The organism is Dyadobacter sp. HNCC25DJ186 (genome assembly GCF_056895235.1).
The window spans coordinates 207,524-225,478 of the sequence record NZ_JBXHAS010000004.1; the positions used below are offsets into that span (position 1 = coordinate 207,524).

13 protein-coding genes are annotated in these 17,955 nt (G+C 41.4%); 11 read left to right on the forward strand and 2 right to left on the reverse strand.

Translation table 11 applies throughout. The features are described from left to right. The first annotated feature begins 2 nt into the window (after positions 1-2). The 3 genes from AC1XUO_RS14710 to AC1XUO_RS14720 are packed head-to-tail and all read left to right on the forward strand — an operon-like array spanning position 3 to position 4,850. Entirely contained in the window at positions 3-1,184 is a 1,182-nt protein-coding gene (locus tag AC1XUO_RS14710; protein ID WP_483330549.1) for a sialidase family protein, read from the forward strand. 35 nt (positions 1,185-1,219) lie between these two features. Continuing rightward, positions 1,220-3,451, forward strand: a complete 2,232-nt coding sequence (locus tag AC1XUO_RS14715) for a hypothetical protein (protein ID WP_483330550.1) — start codon at positions 1,220-1,222, stop codon at positions 3,449-3,451. Positions 3,452-3,461: 10 nt separating this feature from the next. Beyond that, a complete protein-coding gene (locus AC1XUO_RS14720) occupies positions 3,462-4,850 on the forward strand; it encodes a DUF3748 domain-containing protein (RefSeq protein WP_483330551.1) in 1,389 nt (462 codons plus the stop codon). Here the strand turns inward: AC1XUO_RS14720 and AC1XUO_RS14725 are convergent. Then, on the reverse strand, positions 4,847-5,413 hold the full coding sequence (locus tag AC1XUO_RS14725; protein ID WP_483330552.1) for a Uma2 family endonuclease: 567 nt from the start codon (positions 5,411-5,413) through the stop codon (positions 4,847-4,849). The two genes, AC1XUO_RS14720 and AC1XUO_RS14725, sit on opposite strands and share 4 nt — an antisense overlap. A 128-nt stretch (positions 5,414-5,541) precedes the next feature. Here AC1XUO_RS14725 and AC1XUO_RS14730 point away from each other — a divergent pair, with 128 nt between their 5' ends. Beyond that, positions 5,542-5,799 (forward strand): hypothetical protein, encoded by a 258-nt coding sequence (locus tag AC1XUO_RS14730; protein WP_483330553.1) that lies wholly within the window; start codon positions 5,542-5,544, stop codon positions 5,797-5,799. Positions 5,800-5,819: 20 nt separating this feature from the next. Here AC1XUO_RS14730 and AC1XUO_RS14735 read toward each other — a convergent pair whose 3' ends face one another. After that, complete coding sequence (locus tag AC1XUO_RS14735) at positions 5,820-6,848, reverse strand: LacI family DNA-binding transcriptional regulator (protein ID WP_483330554.1); 1,029 nt, start codon at positions 6,846-6,848, stop codon at positions 5,820-5,822. A 124-nt stretch (positions 6,849-6,972) separates the two neighbouring features. Between AC1XUO_RS14735 and uxuA the strand changes: the two genes are divergently transcribed. The 7 genes from uxuA to AC1XUO_RS14770 all read left to right on the forward strand — a co-directional run bounded on the left by uxuA (position 6,973) and on the right by AC1XUO_RS14770 (position 17,937). Next, positions 6,973-8,175, forward strand: coding sequence for a mannonate dehydratase (uxuA, locus tag AC1XUO_RS14740; RefSeq protein ID WP_483330555.1), 1,203 nt, complete (start codon positions 6,973-6,975; stop codon positions 8,173-8,175). Between the two features lie 68 nt (positions 8,176-8,243). Beyond that, a complete protein-coding gene (locus AC1XUO_RS14745; RefSeq protein WP_483330556.1) occupies positions 8,244-9,035 on the forward strand; it encodes an SDR family NAD(P)-dependent oxidoreductase in 792 nt (263 codons plus the stop codon). 37 nt (positions 9,036-9,072) lie between these two features. Beyond that, positions 9,073-9,912, forward strand: a complete 840-nt coding sequence (locus AC1XUO_RS14750) for a ThuA domain-containing protein (protein WP_483330557.1) — start codon at positions 9,073-9,075, stop codon at positions 9,910-9,912. Between the two features lie 80 nt (positions 9,913-9,992). Next, positions 9,993-11,429, forward strand: coding sequence for a Gfo/Idh/MocA family protein (locus AC1XUO_RS14755; protein ID WP_483330558.1), 1,437 nt, complete (start codon positions 9,993-9,995; stop codon positions 11,427-11,429). A 147-nt stretch (positions 11,430-11,576) separates the two neighbouring features. Further along, positions 11,577-13,253 carry an N-acyl-D-amino-acid deacylase family protein gene (locus AC1XUO_RS14760; RefSeq protein WP_483330559.1) on the forward strand — a complete coding sequence of 559 codons (1,677 nt, stop codon included), beginning with the start codon at positions 11,577-11,579 and terminating at the stop codon, positions 13,251-13,253. 68 nt (positions 13,254-13,321) lie between these two features. Then, entirely contained in the window at positions 13,322-16,132 is a 2,811-nt protein-coding gene (locus AC1XUO_RS14765) for a DEAD/DEAH box helicase (protein WP_483330560.1), read from the forward strand. Further along, positions 16,129-17,937, forward strand: a complete 1,809-nt coding sequence (locus AC1XUO_RS14770) for a hypothetical protein (protein ID WP_483330561.1) — start codon at positions 16,129-16,131, stop codon at positions 17,935-17,937. Before AC1XUO_RS14765 ends, AC1XUO_RS14770 begins: the two co-directional genes overlap by 4 nt. Positions 17,938-17,955 lie beyond the last annotated feature (18 nt).

Consider the following 17,955-nt stretch of genomic DNA (forward strand, 5'->3'; position numbering starts at 1 on the left):
CTATGAAAATATTAGCTTCGTTTTGCCTTATTTATCTGTTTTCCCAAACGACGCTGTTTGCCCAAAATAAATCCATTGTTGAGGAAACTATTATCTTTCCGCAACAGGAAAAACACGTTCATGGGAGCAGCCTGGTCCATTTACCTAATGGAGATTTTCTGGCTGCATGGTTTGAGGGCAGCGGAGAAAGAACAGCCGATGACGTAAAAATAATGGGGGCCCGATTGAAAAAAGGACAGAAATCCTGGGGAGAACCTTTTCTTATGGCCGATACTCCGCTCATTCCTGATTGTAATCCGGTTTTGTTTTTAAACGCAAAAGGGAAACTTTTTTTAGTCTGGATCGCCGTGCAGGCGAATCTTTGGGAGCAATCTATTCTACGCGTTAAAACTTCAGTTGAGTACAATAAATCAGGCGCACCGGTCTGGAACTGGCAGGATATAATTTTGCTAAAACCGGATAAACAATTTCCGGAGGAGGTTACCGAAAAATTTAAAAAACTGCCCAATTTAAATGCTGGCTGGGCCGGTTATGCGCCAAAATATGATGATTTAATTGTTGAGGCAAGTCAGGATATTGTAAAAAGAAGTATCGGCTGGATGACCCGTATAAAACCGCTTTTGCTGGAAAACGGGAGAATTGTTTTACCGCTTTATTCGGATGGGTTTAATCTTTCGATGATGGCAATTTCTGAGGATGACGGTGAATCATGGCGGCCCGGCAAGCCAGTAGTTGGGCGCGGCCCAATTCAGCCTGCGCTTGCAAAAAAGAAAAACGGTAATCTCGTTGCGCTCATGCGTGATAGCGGTAATTATCCAAACCGCGTTCATATCAGTGAATCAGCCGATCATGGCGAAAGCTGGACTGCAACTTCCAAGACGGATATTCCTAATACGGCAAGTGTCGAACTGCTGGTTTTGCAGGACGGGAAATGGGCTTTTCTGGGAAATGACATCGACGATGGCAGATATCAGCTAAGCCTTCGTATTTCGGATGATGAAGGACAAACCTGGAAATGGAAAACATTTATTGAAAATGATTTATCCAAAAAAGGCAATTACTCTTATCCGTCGCTGATCCAAACAACGGACGGACGCCTGCACATGACCTATTCTTATCATCCTGAAAAAAATAAAAAGTCAATTAAATATGTTGTCGTTGATCCAAAAGATCTGACTAAGTAATTATAAAACCCGCTGAAATCCTTTACCTCTTCTATATGCGAAAAATTCTTTCTTTTCAACTCCTATTACTTTTATCCGTAACCTGCTTTCTTTCATGCAGCAAACAGTCGGTAAAACAGCCTGTTTATGTGGACAAGCCTTATTTGCAGGATTTCAGCATAAAATACTACGCAGATACAGTCAAAACAAATTTGCTTCAGGCTTATGCTGATCGTAATGGCGCGATACAAATTCTCTCGAAAGAAGGGCTCCAACATCCTTTTGACGGTCAGTTTTTATATCATGGCTCTATTGTGCCGGATAATTCTTACCGCTTTATGCGTGACAAAAAAATTGCCGCGACCGGTGTATATCAAAATCAGTTTGTATATCTGAGCGATTCCGTCGTTTTTAGTAATGCATGGGCCGGAACATTATTCTCTAAACACACTTTACCGGCAGCGAAAATATTTGAAGGCGGAAAAGATTTTTCTTTTCTGATTTCAGATGGAAAATCACTTCAACTCATAAAAAACTCTAGAATACTTTGGAGCGGTTCTTTACAAAACGACGAGATTTTGGGAGTACGCTACGACGAGAAATCTGATACCTTCTGGATTCTTGGCCATAAAACACTGGCCAGCCTATCAGCCGGAAATAATCTTTCATTGGTCTTCCAAGGCTCAAATTTCACCTCTTTTGATATCTTTGATAAAGATCAGAAAATCTATATCGGGACAACAGACGGATATCTCGTGTATGACCCTCTTACCAAAAAACAGGTAGGTGAATTGAATAAAAAACTTCCGGTCACACATATTACCGCCATTAAGGCAATCGGAGGAAAGCTTTGGTTTGGATCAAATGAAGGTGCTTTCGCACTACGTGATAGTGGAAAATTTGATTACTATAATGGAGAACGATGGCTACCGGGAAATAAAGTGATCCATATTTCAGCAGGGCCCGGGAATTCTGTTTTGGTATTAACGACAGCTGGTCTGGGGCAAATTTCTTTCAAAGAAATGACACTTCAGGAAAAGGCAGTGTATTTTGAAGAGCAAGTACGGTTAAGGCATATCCGCAATGGATTCAATGCCGCGCTTGACAATATGGAGCGCGGCAATCTTGCAACCGGATATATGTCCGATTCAGACAACGATGGACTCTGGACTTCTATGTATCTGGGAGGCGAAATTTTTCGCTATGCCGTGACAAAAGATTCAGCCGCACTTCAAAATTGTCGGGAGTCTCTGGATGCAATGGAAAGATTATACACTGTCAATCCTGTACCCGGTTTTCCCTCAAGGTCTTTCGAACGCAGCGGGCACATTAAAAATCTATCCGACCCGGAACGCTGGCAACACAGTCCGGAAAAGGAATGGGACTGGAAATCTACCACAAGCAGTGACGAAATTATCGGGCATATTTTTGCCTTCGGTGCCATGGCAGAATTAGTTGATGACGTATCCATGAAATCACGGGCCATTTCGCTGATCGATACCGTCATGTCACATATTGTAAAAAATGATATGTACCTGATCGATTTTGATGGAAAACCAACCATGTGGGGAAAATGGAATCCTAAATATGTTAATTCCTTTCCGACCAATGTTGGTGACCGAAAATTGAATTCTTCCAATATCATTTCAATGTTACAAACCGCTTACTATTTTACAAAAAAAGACAAATATAAAACGAAGGCGTTTGAGTTGATGAATAAATTCGGTTATTACGAAAACATGATGCGCCCGATGAGTGCGATTGGAAAAGCACCGGATGATGCCGACCAACATGCTAAAAATATGTCGGAGGGTTGGAATCATTCGGATGACGAAATGTATTTTGTAGGATATTGGGGATTGTACCGTTATGCGTTTAACGATACGCTGAAAGCCGCTTACAAGAGACAAATCCTGGACCACTGGCAAGCCGAACGTCCGGAAAAAGAAGGAGCCTGGAATATTTTCACCGCACTAACCGGCACAGATGAATTTGATTTAAACGAAGCGGTCTGGTACTTACGCGAGTATCCGCTTGATATGATCAACTGGTCGATCAAAAACAGTCATCGCAAAGATATTGATTTGATTGAGCCAAACTTTCGCAGGCAAACTACAAAGGAGGTTTTGCCTGCCGATGAAAGACCAATTAAACGACATAACAGTAACACTTTTGATCTTGACAGAATTGGTGTTGGCGGAACATCTGAGGAAAGTGCGGGTGATATATGGCTTTTGCCTTACTGGATGGGGAGGTATCTGGGCGTGATAAGTGCGCCTGTAAAATAGCCCGCAAAAAATGAACAACTTATCTTTGTCTTTGTACCTGTTATCACTTTTTATGTCTACACCAGCCCGCCAACCGGAAATAGAAACCGATGAAAAGCAAATTACCTACGACCTGACCTACAATCACGATCTGGATAATAACGACAATTTTTCACCGGATGGCAAATGGCTCGTATACGATACCAGAACTGACGAAGGTGGCATTGCGGCTTCGGCCAGAATTGAAAAGGTGAATATTGAAACTGGTGAAGTAAAGACTCTTTTTGAAATAAAAAACAACGAAATCTGGGGACCCGGAGCAGGTGCAGTCAGCTACAGTCCCCAGACCAGTTCAGTCGTGTTTATCCATGGACTTGCAAATAGTACCAAAGAGAATCCATATCAGCAATGGCGTAGAACGGGTGTAATTATTGAAGATATAAATCCAAATGTGCCAATTTTTATGGATTCCCGGGATGTTATCCCTCCATTTACTGCGGGAGCCCTGCGGGGGGGGACGCATCGGCATGAATGGAGTGGAGATGGCAATTGGATCGGATTTACTTATAACGATGCCATTTTAAAATCACTTGAAGACTCCACCGGAACCAGGAGAAATCTGCGGACCATCGGTGTTTCAAAAAAGATACAATCGGTTTCGGTAAAAAAAAATCCGGAAAACATTTCCGGGGAATGGTTCAGCACACTGGTGGTTCGCGTAGTTCCTCAGCCGAAGCCTGGTAGTGACGAAATCAGTCATGCGGCAAGTGATAGTTGGGTCGGTCTGAACGGCTATCGACGTCCTGATGGTAAGATGCAAATGGCGAGAGCTTTTCTGGGAACAGTCACTGATAAAAATGAAAAAAGTGTTCAGGAAGTTTTTATCGTTGATATTCCCGAAGACATCACAAAACCGGGAGATCTTGGGCCGTTGGAAGGAACGGACACTGATTTCCCCATGCCTTCAAAAGGAGCTGTTCAGCGAAGGCTGACTTTTACCGCCGATCAAAAATATCCGGGATGTTCCGGAATTGTCCGCTCATCGGCCGATGGTAGTTTACTTGCATTTTTTTCGAAGGATGACAACGGAATTGAGCAGGTTTTTTTAATTTCACCAGCTGGTGGCAAACCAGAACAATTAACCCAACATGAATCCGACGTATCCGGAAATTTACGCTGGCATCCGGATGGCAAACATCTGAGTTATATCTGGAAAGGCACCATTCTATTATGCAAAATAGGAAAAGAAACTTTCGGAGACAGGATTGAAACATTAACAAAGGTTACGAATCGGGCTCCCACAAATATAGTATGGTCGCCTGATGGAAAAATGTTTGCCTTCAACAGGCTGGTGGAATCAGAAACGGGGAAGAATGCCTCGTTACAAATATTTGTAAAAAAATATCAGGCGAAACGCTAAGACTCTTTATGAAACGTGATCTTTTTGTAAACTGTTGAGAGTGGCAATTTTAAACCAAAGTATGGGAGCGAAATAATGCCATCCAAAGTATCGAAGAACTCCACATACCAGCGTTCTTCTTCACGAATGTAAACTTCAACAAGACAACTGGACTGTTCAATGATCAAATAGTACTGCAAAGAAGCGATTGCCCGATACTCATTAAGTTTAATTATTCTATCTGTTTTTTCAGTACTCTCCGAAATAACTTCTACGATGAGAACGGGCTCTGTCGCATATTTAATCTTATTTCCAGACTCCTTAAATATCAGAAAATCGGGAATACGAAAAATCTTATCCTGGCTTACCTGTAATTTAACAGAATTTTGAACAAAAATATACGGTTGATCTTCCAAAAGACCTCGTAAATAGAAATGAATATTTCCAGCAATCTGATTCGCTGTGACCGATTCTCCTGACATCTCGATTATTTCTCCGTTTACGAATTCGAAACGCCCTTCTTGCGTTTCGCAAAACTCAAAGTATTCTTCCAGGCTGTGAAGTTTTTCGGTTACTGCTTCCATGACAGATATCTTTTTTTCAAAAATACATTTTTATTAATTAAATCTAAGCCAATATTCCCATAGGTAATATTTTAATCGAATGATTCTTAGAACTTTGCGGATTATCGGAAAGTATATACTTTACAGTCATGAAACGAGATGACTTGCTTTGGAAATCTTTTAAATTTGATCAGCAAATCGAAGAAATCACACAAAACAACCGTACTATGGGAATTGAAGAGTTTTTGCTGGACCGGGCTGAAAAAAAAGGAATCGAGCGAGGTAAAGAAAATGGCCGCATTGAGTTTGTAAAGTCTCTTTTGAGAGAAACCAGCTTTGATACCGATAAAATTGCATCTCTTGTTGGTGTTTCTACGGAATTTGTGGAAAGAATAAAAAATGAGTAAAAAGCGAGTATTTAACTACTCTAAACAGATAAACTCTTCAAAGAAGACGCTCGTATAATGAGCCGGGATTCAAGCACAATTCTGTTTGAAACATCAATTGGCTCTCTCCCTTTTAAATGGTTTATCAAAGTCCTTACGGCTGCTTCACCCATTTGCTGACCGGGATAATATACTGTTGTTAAATTAGGTTCTATAACCTGGGAAACGGGGTCATTATTAAAACCAACTACCGCAATATCACCCGGAATATTAAATCCATTTTCCTTTAATGTTTTCATACAATTGACAGCACAAATATCATTGGAAATAAAAATTCCATCGGGGCGAATTTTCATTTCATTGATTTTTTGAGCAACAAATTTTCCGGCTTCCTGACTTAAATCGGTGACCATAACCAAATCTTCCTCACCTTCTATACCATTCTTTATTAATGCATTTTGGTATCCGCGCAGACGTCCCGAATAAACGTTTCGTTTCAAATTCCCGGTTATATGCATGATCCGTCTGCATCCCTGATCAATTAAATGAGAAGTGGCCGTAAATCCTGCAAGCTCATTGTCAATAACAACACTGCCGCATTTTGGATGATCGATGATCCTGTCGAAAAACAATACTGGAACTCCCTTTTTGATGAAATTCTCAAAATGATCAAACGTTTCCGTATCATAAGCGACAGAAGCCAGCAGTCCATCCACACGGCTATTAAACATCGTTTTTGCATTAGAAACTTCTTTTTTGGCAGACTCCAGAGATTGGCTGATTAGCAAGTTGTATCCGGATTCGTTTGCTTCCTGTTCCATTCCCGCCAACACCGCTGACATAAAATGACTGTTCAACCGGGGAACAATGACGCCCAGGGTATTGGTACTGCGGCGGCGAAGATTGCTTGCGAAAGTATTGGAGCGATAACCCAATTCAGTTGCCTTAGCAGCAATCAAAATTTTGGTTTTACTATTAATAGCGGGATGGTCATTCAAAGCTCTGCTGACTGTTGCCGGAGATATTTCCAGAATTTTAGCGATATCATAAATTGTAACTTCTTTTTCCATTGCGGTCAGGGCGATTTATCCTGAAAGATAACAACAAAAATGGATGTTAAAAAAAAATTGCAATCGGTTGCAATGCAAATTATTATTTAGATATTTATAGAAAAAAACAATTCTAATACGAAGTATGATACATACAATGCGGTGGTTCGGCCCAAATGATCCGGTTTCATTGATGGATATTCGTCAGGCCGGATGCAGCGGAGTTGTGAGCGCCCTGCACCAGATTCCGGTTGGGGATATCTGGAGTTCACAAGCAATTGAGGGAAGAAAACAAATTATCGAAGAGCACAATAACCAATATTCCGCTTTAAAATGGCTTGTTGTCGAAAGTCTTCCTGTACATGAGGATATAAAAAAAGGACTTTCATCACGTGAGTTATATATTGGCAATTATAAAAAGTCTTTGAGAAATCTGGCAGCTGCCGGTATCAAAACCGTTTGTTACAACTTTATGCCCGTGCTTGACTGGTCTCGAACTTCTCTGGATTATCAAATGCCGGAAGGTTCAAAAACGCTTCGTTTTGTCTGGATTGATTTTGCCATATTTGATTTGTTCATATTAAAAAGGCCAAATGCAGAAACAGATTACGAACCGGAAACAAGGATCGCGGCAGAAAGTAAATTCCGGAGTATGTCCGATTATCAGCTTTCGGTCCTGACAAACACCGTTTTATTAGGATTACCCGGCTCTGAGGAGGCTTTTGACTTAAATATATTTCAGAGTTTACTCGATGAATATGCAGATATAGACGATGCGCAGTTAAGACAAAACCTCTATTATTTCATTTCACAAGTTGCTCCGGTTGCCCAGGAAGTGGGTATCAATCTTTGTATACATCCCGATGACCCTCCAAGGTCACTACTTGGGCTGCCGCGTGTAGTGAGTACAGAATCTGACTTGGAACAATTAATGAAAGCTTCCAATGTAAGAGCTAATGGAATCACATTTTGCACGGGTTCACTGGGTGTCAGGGAAGATAATGACCTGCCTGGTATGATCAAACGATTTGGCGACAGAATCCATTTTGTTCATTTACGCACCACAAAACGTGAAGAAGGAACGCGAAATTTTCATGAAGCACCTCATTTAAACGGTGATGTCGATATGTACGAAGTCGTTAAAGCATTATTGACAGAAGAAAAAAGAAGAATATCTGCTGGATATCCTGATAATCTATTGCCTATGCGACCTGATCACGGTTTCCAGATGCTGGATGATTTACAAAAAAAAACCTACCCGGGTTATTCAGCGATCGGTCGTTTGAAAGCACTTGCCGAATTACGGGGATTAGAAATGGCAATATCCCGATCTCCTTCGATGGTTTGAGAATAGTCCTCGCCTATCCGGTTTAGTCAATTTTATTTTGGAAAATTTACAAATTATCAATTAGTACAATGCCCGATTCAGTATTTAAAGAAGATCTGTTCCAACACTCAGTTTTTTCCCTTGAAGGAAAAGTTGCCCTGATAACCGGCGGTGGAAGCGGTATTGGGTTTCACATTGCACAATGTATGGTAAATGCTGGTGCAAAGGTTGTTTTAACCGGCCGGAGAGAACCGGTTTTACAGGAAGCTGTGAAAAATTTAGGGGAGAAAGCTACTTATTTCGTCAATGACATCACACAGCTTGATACGATTCCATCACTGGTGGCTGATATTGAAAAACAATGCGGACCGATTGATATTCTGGTAAATAACGCAGGTATCAATATGAAAAAATTTGCAGTGGAAGTTACCGACGCTGATTTTGACCGGATTGTCCAAACCAATTTACACGCCGTTTTCTCCATGACCAGAGAATGTGGAAAACGCATGATCGAGAGAAAATCCGGGTCTATTATTATGATTACTTCCATGGCTGCATTATATGGCATTGATCGCGTTGTAGCTTATACGGCATCCAAATCGGCTGTCGGAGGGATGGTTAAAGCTTTAACTACGGAGTTTTCACCTTATAATGTCAGGATCAATGCAGTGGCTCCCGGGTTTATTGAAACACCCATGATGCTGACCGCGATGAACGGTGATCCTTCCCGCCGGGACAAAGCGATGGACAGAACTCCGATGGGCACATGGGGAAAACCGGATGATATCGGATGGGCCACAGTATTTCTGGCTTCCAACGCAGCAAAATTTATTACCGGTGTATCGCTTCCTGTGGATGGCGGAAATTCCATAGGTTTTTAAACATTTTATTCCTTAACCTATACTTGATAATTTAGTAATGAAAAGAAAAACCTATGAAAATTTAGCATGTTTCGTTCTGCTACTAACATTGACTTTTTTCACTTTTCCAGCCCATGCACAAAAGATAAAATGGAACAAAGTCAAAATACTGGTTTATACGAAAAATGGAAAAGGTTATGTACATGACAATATCGCCAATTCTGTAGAAGCGATTCAGGCTCTGGGAAAACAGCATGGCTTTGTTGTTGATGTAAGCGAGGATCCTTCAAAATTTACAGACGAAAATCTGAAACAATATGACGCCCTGGTTTTTTCAAATACCAATAACGATGTTTTTGATACGGATGCACAGCGGGTTGCCTTGATGCGCTACATACAGGCTGGTGGAAATTTCGTTGGATTACATTCAGCCTGTGGTACGGAAAGGAGCTGGAAATGGTTTAAAAATATGCTGGGTGGAACATTTTTCTGGCATGAACCGGGACAAAGTTTTTCTGTAAATATTATTGACTCAAAGAATCCATCCCTGGCACATCTACAAAAAAAATGGGATAGGGAAAAAGATGAATTTTATTTTTTGAAAGAAATGAGCGTAAACCTGAACGTTCTGGCGGTCAACGATCACACCACGATTCAGAAACCTGCGGGAAAAGCGCTTGATACTTTTGGAACGGTGTTTCCATCGGTCTGGTGGCATGAATACGATGGCGGACGTGCATTTTACACCTCCATAGGACATGAAAAAGATGACTATTTAAAAGATGATTTACGAAAGCATATCCTTGGAGGAATCGAATGGGCGATCGGACCACAAAAACCACGGAATTACACCAAAGCCTACGCAAAAACGCCGACAGACGAAGTCAAGACCAACTAGGCCTGAAAGGCCGGCATATCCTAGCATAGGGCATCGCCCTATGGAGCTTACCATCTCCATCACCACCAATCCTGAATCCAATGAATAGCTCGGAAGAAAAAAATCAAAGCAGAAGATCATTTCTAAAAACTGCCGGAACCGGTACCGCAGGTATCATTGCCGCATCCATGTTCCCAACCATTGTTCCCGCCAGTGTTTTTGGGAAAAATGCGCCAAGTAACAAAATCAATATCGGACAAATCGGATTCGGCCGGATTGGCTCTTCCCATGATTTGCCGGAAGTGATCAAGAATGAAGCAGCGCACGTTATTGCGGTAGCAGATCTTGACAAAAACCGTCTGGCACAAGGCAAAATCTGGATCGAAAAAAAATATGCTGAACGTACCGGAAAGGAAAAATACCTGGACGTAAAAACCTACGACGACTATCATGAAATTCTGGCAAGAAAAGATATTGATGCAGTCATCATCAGTACGCCGGATCATTGGCATGCACAACCAGCCATGGAAGCAGCCGTAGCCGGAAAACATATTTATATGCAAAAGCCCACTTCGCTTACGATCCGTGAAGGAAGACAAATGGCTGACATGGTAATTAAGAAAAAAGTCATTTTCCAGCTGGGCAGTCAACAACGATCAATGAATCCCTGGCCGCAATTTAAAAGAACTTGTGAACTGGTAAGAAATGGTAGAATCGGTAAACTGAAAAAAGTATATGTTGGTCTGCCGGGCGATCCTGCCGGAGGTAATCCAGCAAAAATGCCGGTTCCGTCCAACTTGAATTATGACATGTGGCTGGGTTCAACACCTGACATTTATTATACTTTGGACCGGGTCCATTCTCAGACCGACATGTTGAATGAGCGTCCGGGATGGTTGCGGCTCGAACAATTTGGAGCGGGAATGATCACAGGATGGGGTTCACACCATATTGATATTGCCCATTGGGGAATGGATACCGAATTAACAGGACCAATTGAAATTGAAGGAAAAGCAACGTTCCCGGCACAAGGATCTGGGTTGTGGGATGTTCATGGTGACTTTTTAGTCAATTCAAAATATGCCAATGGCATTGAAATGGAAATTGGTGGCACAAACCCGAACGGCGTAAAATTCGAAGGAACGGAAGGCTGGATATTTGTCTCACGTGGAAACGTCGGCGTAACTGCTTCCGATCCGGGTGCCGCAGCCGCTGCGAAAGAGAATAAAGCATTTTATGCCAGCGATCCTAAAATTCTTGGATCGGTGATCGGCCAGAATGAAATTCATTTATACGAAAGTCCGGAACAACACCAGAACTGGATTGAAAGTATTCAGAATGGCAAACAAACGATAAGTCATGCAGAAATCGCGCAACGCTCATGCACCGCTTGTCTTCTGGCACACACTGCAATGAAGCTTGGCAGAAAACTTAAATGGGATCCTAAAAAAGAAGATTATATTGGTGATAAAGAAGCGAGTGCCACTTTGTCAAGACCGCAACGCGGACCTTACGGAACGACCAAAGTAAAAGGTTAAGACAATCTGAAACAAATAAATCCCTCCAAAATTGAAGTTTGGAGGGATTTATTTGTTTGAATTCAATCTATTTTTTACCGATTGATTTCTGATAAAATATTTGAGTTAAATTGGATGAAACTGACCTAACTCCGAAACCTTAGCTTCATGAAACATTTGCTTCCCTCAATGCTCCTCTGTGCCTGCCTGTTTTCTTGTTCTTCAAAAAATAAATATGATACCATCATTCGGAATGGCACAATCTATGATGGAAATGGAGAAAAACCTGTCATGACTGACATTGCCATCCATGCCGATACTATTGCCTTCATTGGCGACTTGAAAAATGAAAAGGCTAAAAATGAAATTGATGCAAAAGGACAAGCTATTTCACCTGGTTTTATAAATATGCTGAGCTGGGCAACGGAATCTTTGATTCATGATGGACGAAGCCAAAGTGATATTCGTCAGGGTGTAACTCTGGAAGTGATGGGAGAAGGTAGCAGCATGGGACCATTAAACCCGAAAATGAAATCTGACCTGCAAAAAGGCCAGGGTGATGTCAAGTATAAAATCGAATGGAATACGCTCGGAGAATATTTGAATTTTCTCGAAAAGAAAGGTATAAGTTGTAATGTTGCGTCATTTATCGGAGCCGGTACTGTAAGGACTTATGTTGTGGGCGAAGATAACCGCAAAGCCACGCCGGCCGAATTGGACCGTATGCAATTACTGGTAAAAAAAGCGATGGAAGAAGGTGCGATGGGTGTGGGTTCTTCATTAATTTATCCGCCCGATTTTTTCGCAGATACACAGGAACTGATCGCGCTTTGCAAAGAAGCGTCAAAACATGGTGGTATGTACATTTCGCATTTGCGCAGCGAGGGAAACAAGCTGGAAGAAGCTGTTGAAGAATTGATTACCATTTCAAAAAAAGCCAACATCCCTGCCGAAATTTATCACCTTAAAGCAGCAGGAAAAGACAATTGGAAGAAAATGGATCGTGTGATCAAGCGTATTGAAAAAGCAAGAGCGGAAGGTCTGCATATTACCGCTGATATGTACACATACCTGGCCGGTGCCACCGGACTTACCGCTTCACTTCCGCCTTCTTTGCAGGATGGGGGTTTTGGGAAATTATGGCTGCGTTTGCAGGATCCCGCTATCAGAGCTAAAATGGCGTTAGCAATGAAAACAAATCCTTCTGATTGGGAAAACCTCTACTACGGCGCTGGATCAGCTGAAAAAGTATTATTGCTCGGCTTCAAGCAAGATTCTTTGAAAAAATATACAGGAAAAACTTTGTCAGCGGTTGCCAAAATAAAAGGTAAATCTCCCGAGGAAACTGCGTTGGATCTTATCGTTCAGGATAGTACTAGGGTTGGTGCTGCATACTTTTTAATGAATGAGGAAAATGTAAAAAAACAGGTGGCGTTACCGTGGGTAAGTTTTGGATCTGACGAAGGCAGTTTTTCGCCGGAAGGGGTTTTTCTTAAATCGCAGCCTCATCCAAGGGCTTATGGAAATTTCATACGTGTGATCGGGCATTATTCAAGGGATGAAAAATTGTTGCCTTTGGAGAATGCAATCTACAAGCTGGCCAAACTACCGGCGACAAATTTGAAACTCAAAAAACGTGGGGAACTTAAAGTTGGATATTACGCCGATGTGATAGTTTTCGATCCGGAAAAAGTTAAAGACCTGGCTACTTACGACAAACCTCAACAATTTGGTACCGGTATTTCTGATGTGTTCGTTAACGGAGTAGCAGTTTTAAAAAATGGCGAACACACGGGTGCAACTCCCGGAAGATTTGTAAAAGGACCAGGATATATTCAAAAATAACAGGATAATGCAAATCTTGCATATCCTAACGATTTTTGCTTATTTTACTTTTATTAGACCAACTTAAAATGTCAATTTTCGAGCAGTTAAGGCGGAATAAGTCTTTTACAGAATATAAAGAAATCTCTCCTAAGAAGGATAACGGACTTTTTTTTCTTCTTCAGTTCGACACACAGGGCGCGTTTATTGAAACCGTTGACAAAACGGGAAAAGACGCAACCTTTGATTACCGGCAATATAGCGGCGTTTTACGTAGTATAGCCAAGACAATTCACATGATCCGGGACCGCAGCAATTTTACAATTGACTGGGAGAATCCCGAAAGCAGATTATACCTGCACGAACATCCATACCTGATCCCACAATTACTGGAAAGCGGTATTTTCATCAATTCTGAGGATGAAGTAATTAAAGCCGGAACCAATACCGCTCAGCTAAAATTAATGCTCAGCAAAACAAGCGAGAAATCGTTGTCCGCTCAACTTGCATTGATAACCCCGGATGCTGATTATATCGGATTCCAGTTTATCAATGAAGAACATGTCTGGCTGGCCGAAGGTAATGTGATACTGGAAACCCTACCCGTAGGCGCGCTATTTCATTCTCTGGAAAACTTCAATCTTAAAAATTTACCGATTTCAGATTTGCAGAAATTTCTTTCGCTATTTTTCTCGTACCTCGACAACGTAACCCTGTCATACGAAAATTATAGCGTGCAGAGAGATACAGAACCCGTAAAATCAAGACCCGCACTTATTTTTGAAAAAGTTGATGCCGACAATTCGCTTTACTTACGCATTGGGCAGCTCATGCCCAATACCGATGTTGATTTTCTTGACGAGTACGATTTGTTCCGTTTTGCGGTCATCAATGAAATGGAAGAAACTATTACTGTACGCCCGATAGAGCAGGTACACATTGAGCAGCATGTTTTGTTCATTGAAAAAATTCTTAATAAACATGTAGAAAAAGGAAAGAAGAAAGGTTCCGGCGGGATCATCCAGGAAGAAAACCTGCTGATCATTCCTGAAAACATTGCCTCTGAATTTATATACCGTGATATACCTGCCCTGATCGGAGAATATGCGCTGATAGGAAGTGAAAAGCTAAAATCCTATAAAATCAATGTAAATCCGCCGAAACTGAATGTGCAGGTAGGACACGGAATTGACTTTCTCGAAGGAAAAGCAACACTGGAATTTGGCGATCAAAAGATTTCACTTTTTGATGCGATAAACCAGTTCAATAAAAACCGCTATATTATTCTTGCAGATGGCAGCCAGGCACTGGTCAACGAGCAGTATATGCAGAAACTCCAGCGCCTGTTCAAAAAGAAAAAAGACAAAGATAAAATTGAAATCTCGTTTTTTGATCTGCCGCTGGTTGAAGAGTTGATAGAGGAACGCGCAGCAAAAGAACAATTCAGCAAGGCAAGGAATATCTTCGAAGGCTTTAATCTTCTTGCTGAGAAAAAAACAAAGCTGCCGGAAATTAACGCCAAACTACGTCCCTATCAGGAACAAGGTTATAAATGGCTGCTATATCTTCACCAGAACAAGCTGGGCGGCTGCCTGGCCGATGACATGGGCTTGGGCAAAACCCTGCAAACGATCACGCTGTTGGCAGAAGTTTATGCAAAAGATAAAACAGGCTTGCCCTCAATTATCGCCATGCCAAAATCTTTACTTTTCAATTGGGAAAATGAACTGAAAAAATTTGCACCACAACTTACTTTTTATAGCTGGTACGGTACTAACCGTGATAAGGAAGAAGTACAAAAAGTAAATATCATTCTGACGACCTATGCCATGGTACGTAATGATATTGAATTTTGGAAGGAGGAAAAATTCCTTTATACAATCCTGGATGAATCGCAGGCGGTAAAAAACCTGAACAGTCAGTTACACAAAGCAGTATTACTTCTCGATGCAACATACCGACTGGCTTTAAGCGGTACGCCGGTTGAAAATAATCTTTCCGAGCTTTACGCATTGTTCCGTTTTCTTAACCCGGCTATGTTTGGAAGCGCAGAGGGATTTAACCAATATTATCTCACGCCGATCCAAAAGTATGACGATAAGGACGCGACGATAGAATTAAAAAAGAAGATTTATCCTTTCATTTTAAGACGTTTAAAAAAGGACGTACTCAAAGAATTGCCTGACAAAATCGAGCAGACTTTGTTCGTGGAAATGAGCCCTGAACAAGCACGGTATTATGAGCAAAGACGGATCTATTACAAAGAGGCCATTGAGCAGCAAGTTGCGATGAAAGGGATTCAGCAATCACAATTTTTTGTGTTCCAGGCCATGAACGAACTGCGCCAGATTGCGTCCATTCCGGGAGCCCAAACGGATGGAAAAATCGATTCTCCCAAGACAGAACTTCTTATTGAGCAGCTCGAAGATGCCATCGCCAACAAACACAAGGTATTGGTTTTTGCCAATTTCCTGGCAGCTGTTGAAGATATTGGCGAAGAGCTCAACAAAAGAGGGATTGACTTTGTGACCATGACCGGAAGCACCAGAAACCGGCAGCAGCTTGTAGACCGCTTTCAAAACGACCCGGATTGTAAAGTTTTTGTATTAACGCTTAAAACAGGAGGTACGGGACTGAATCTTACAGCGGCGGATATGGTATTTATTTTTGACCCCTGGTGGAACAAGTCGGCTGAAAACCAGGCCATTGACCGTGCACACCGGATTGGACAAAATAAAAAAGTAATGAGCTATAAATTGATCACACTGGGGACCATTGAAGAAAAAATCTTGAAACTCCAGGAAGTGAAAAGCGCACTACTGGATTCCATTATTTCCAGTGACGGTGCCTCTGTGAAAAGTCTGAGTGAGGATGATATTGAATTTATATTAGGGAAATGATGACGAAGCAAGAATCTCAGGTCTTGAAAGCTGAGCTTATGAGGAATAATAAAGACTTCCTTATGAAGTTTTTTTATTCACCGATACAAAAATTTCTAATCCGTAACTATACGAAGTTTGAAAGCCGTATTCTCAGTCATAGTAAACAGGATATTCGTAAAATCCCAGGCAAAGATGAAATTGCAGAACTTGTATGTCTTTGGTACAATGATGAAGAGATCGTTTCGGCATATCTCGCCGATTTGCCTGAAACTGACAGAGCTATCCTGACAAGGGCCACATGGAAGCAGTCATTGGAACGGAAAGAGCTGGAAGAAATTTTCGTAAAAACACCTCTTTTGCATTTAACAAAACTATGGAGCAGCTATCTGGTCGTCCAATTAACACCTGAAATTCAGAGCCGCTGGGGAGATTACATTACGCTTTATGAGCCTAGCGGATATTATGAAGATAGAAGAAGAGAACTGCGAGATACGGGCGTTTCGCTGACGCTACCGCACGAACTTCGGAAATTACTGGCTATACACCTTCCAAAACCAGAGGGTTATGATATCAAACCTATTCCAGAGCCCGGTGAAAATTTTGTCACTTACCTGACCGAAAGTATCATTACTTCCGAACTGCCACGGATCATTTCTTATCATGGCCAGGGAAACATTAAATATTCCCAAAAAGGGAATCCGAACATAGCATCTGCAAAAAAAATGGCACGTGCGCTGAAAATTACGTCATTTGGTTCCGAAAATGAAACACCGGTAAGATCGCTGCTCATAGCCGGCTTGCTTTCGGATGACTTTAAAATGAAGACGATTTCCCTGTCTTCACATGAAACGATCAAAACATTATTCTCCAGAGGCTTTACCAGGAAACAGACCGCTCCTTACATGCTTACGCATCTGAAAGGACTGAATTATTTTCAGTTTTCTGAATACAGAGCTAATACCACTGAAACCGTAATCGACCTATTTCGCAAGCTGGTTCCGGGACAATGGATAACATTTGAGAATCTGAGGAATTTTGTTGAAAGCCGGTTTATAAACATATCTCCTTTGCTCGACTGGCAGATTCGTGACAGGATTGATGCTGAATATGCAGTTATATCCAGTGACGGCTCAATAGTGCAACGGACGGTTTCTGTAAACTCCGGAAACTCTCAGCAATTTGTAATATTGCCATACCTTGCAGCGCATGTTTATTTACTGGCATCATTTGGCCTTATGGACCTTGCGTTGGATCCTGCTATTCCTAATCTGCAATCAGCCTATCAGAATCTATTTGCATTCAGAATAACGGCATTAGGCGCTTATGTACTTGGATTAAGTAAAGAGTATATACCCGTTGCAACTGAGTTTCAAACATTACTTTCTTTTGATGAAAACAGTACCTTCATCCGTGTTGAAGGCAATACCGACCTGGCAGATACCATGCTAACCAACTATACTACAAAAGTCAGTGAAAACCGATATCAGTTCAGCCCGGGAAAATTTCTGAAAGAGTGTAGGTCAACCAAAGATATCCAGAATAAAATCGTATTGTTCAAACAAACAATCGGACAAAAGCTGCCTGTATTCTGGGAAAGCTATTTACTGGAACTTGTATCGAATAGTAAAAACATCAACAGACAACCAGAAATCCATGTTTTTTCCATTCCGTCGGACAATAAAGCCTTACAACGTATGGTTGTGCAGGATGAGGTGTTACGAAAACTCGTTATCAAGGCAGAACAATTCCATATATTAATAGAAAATACTAAACTAACCGCTTTTACCAATCGTATGAAGGAATTGGGTTACGTAATAAATTGAAGGAGCTGTTGGCGATTA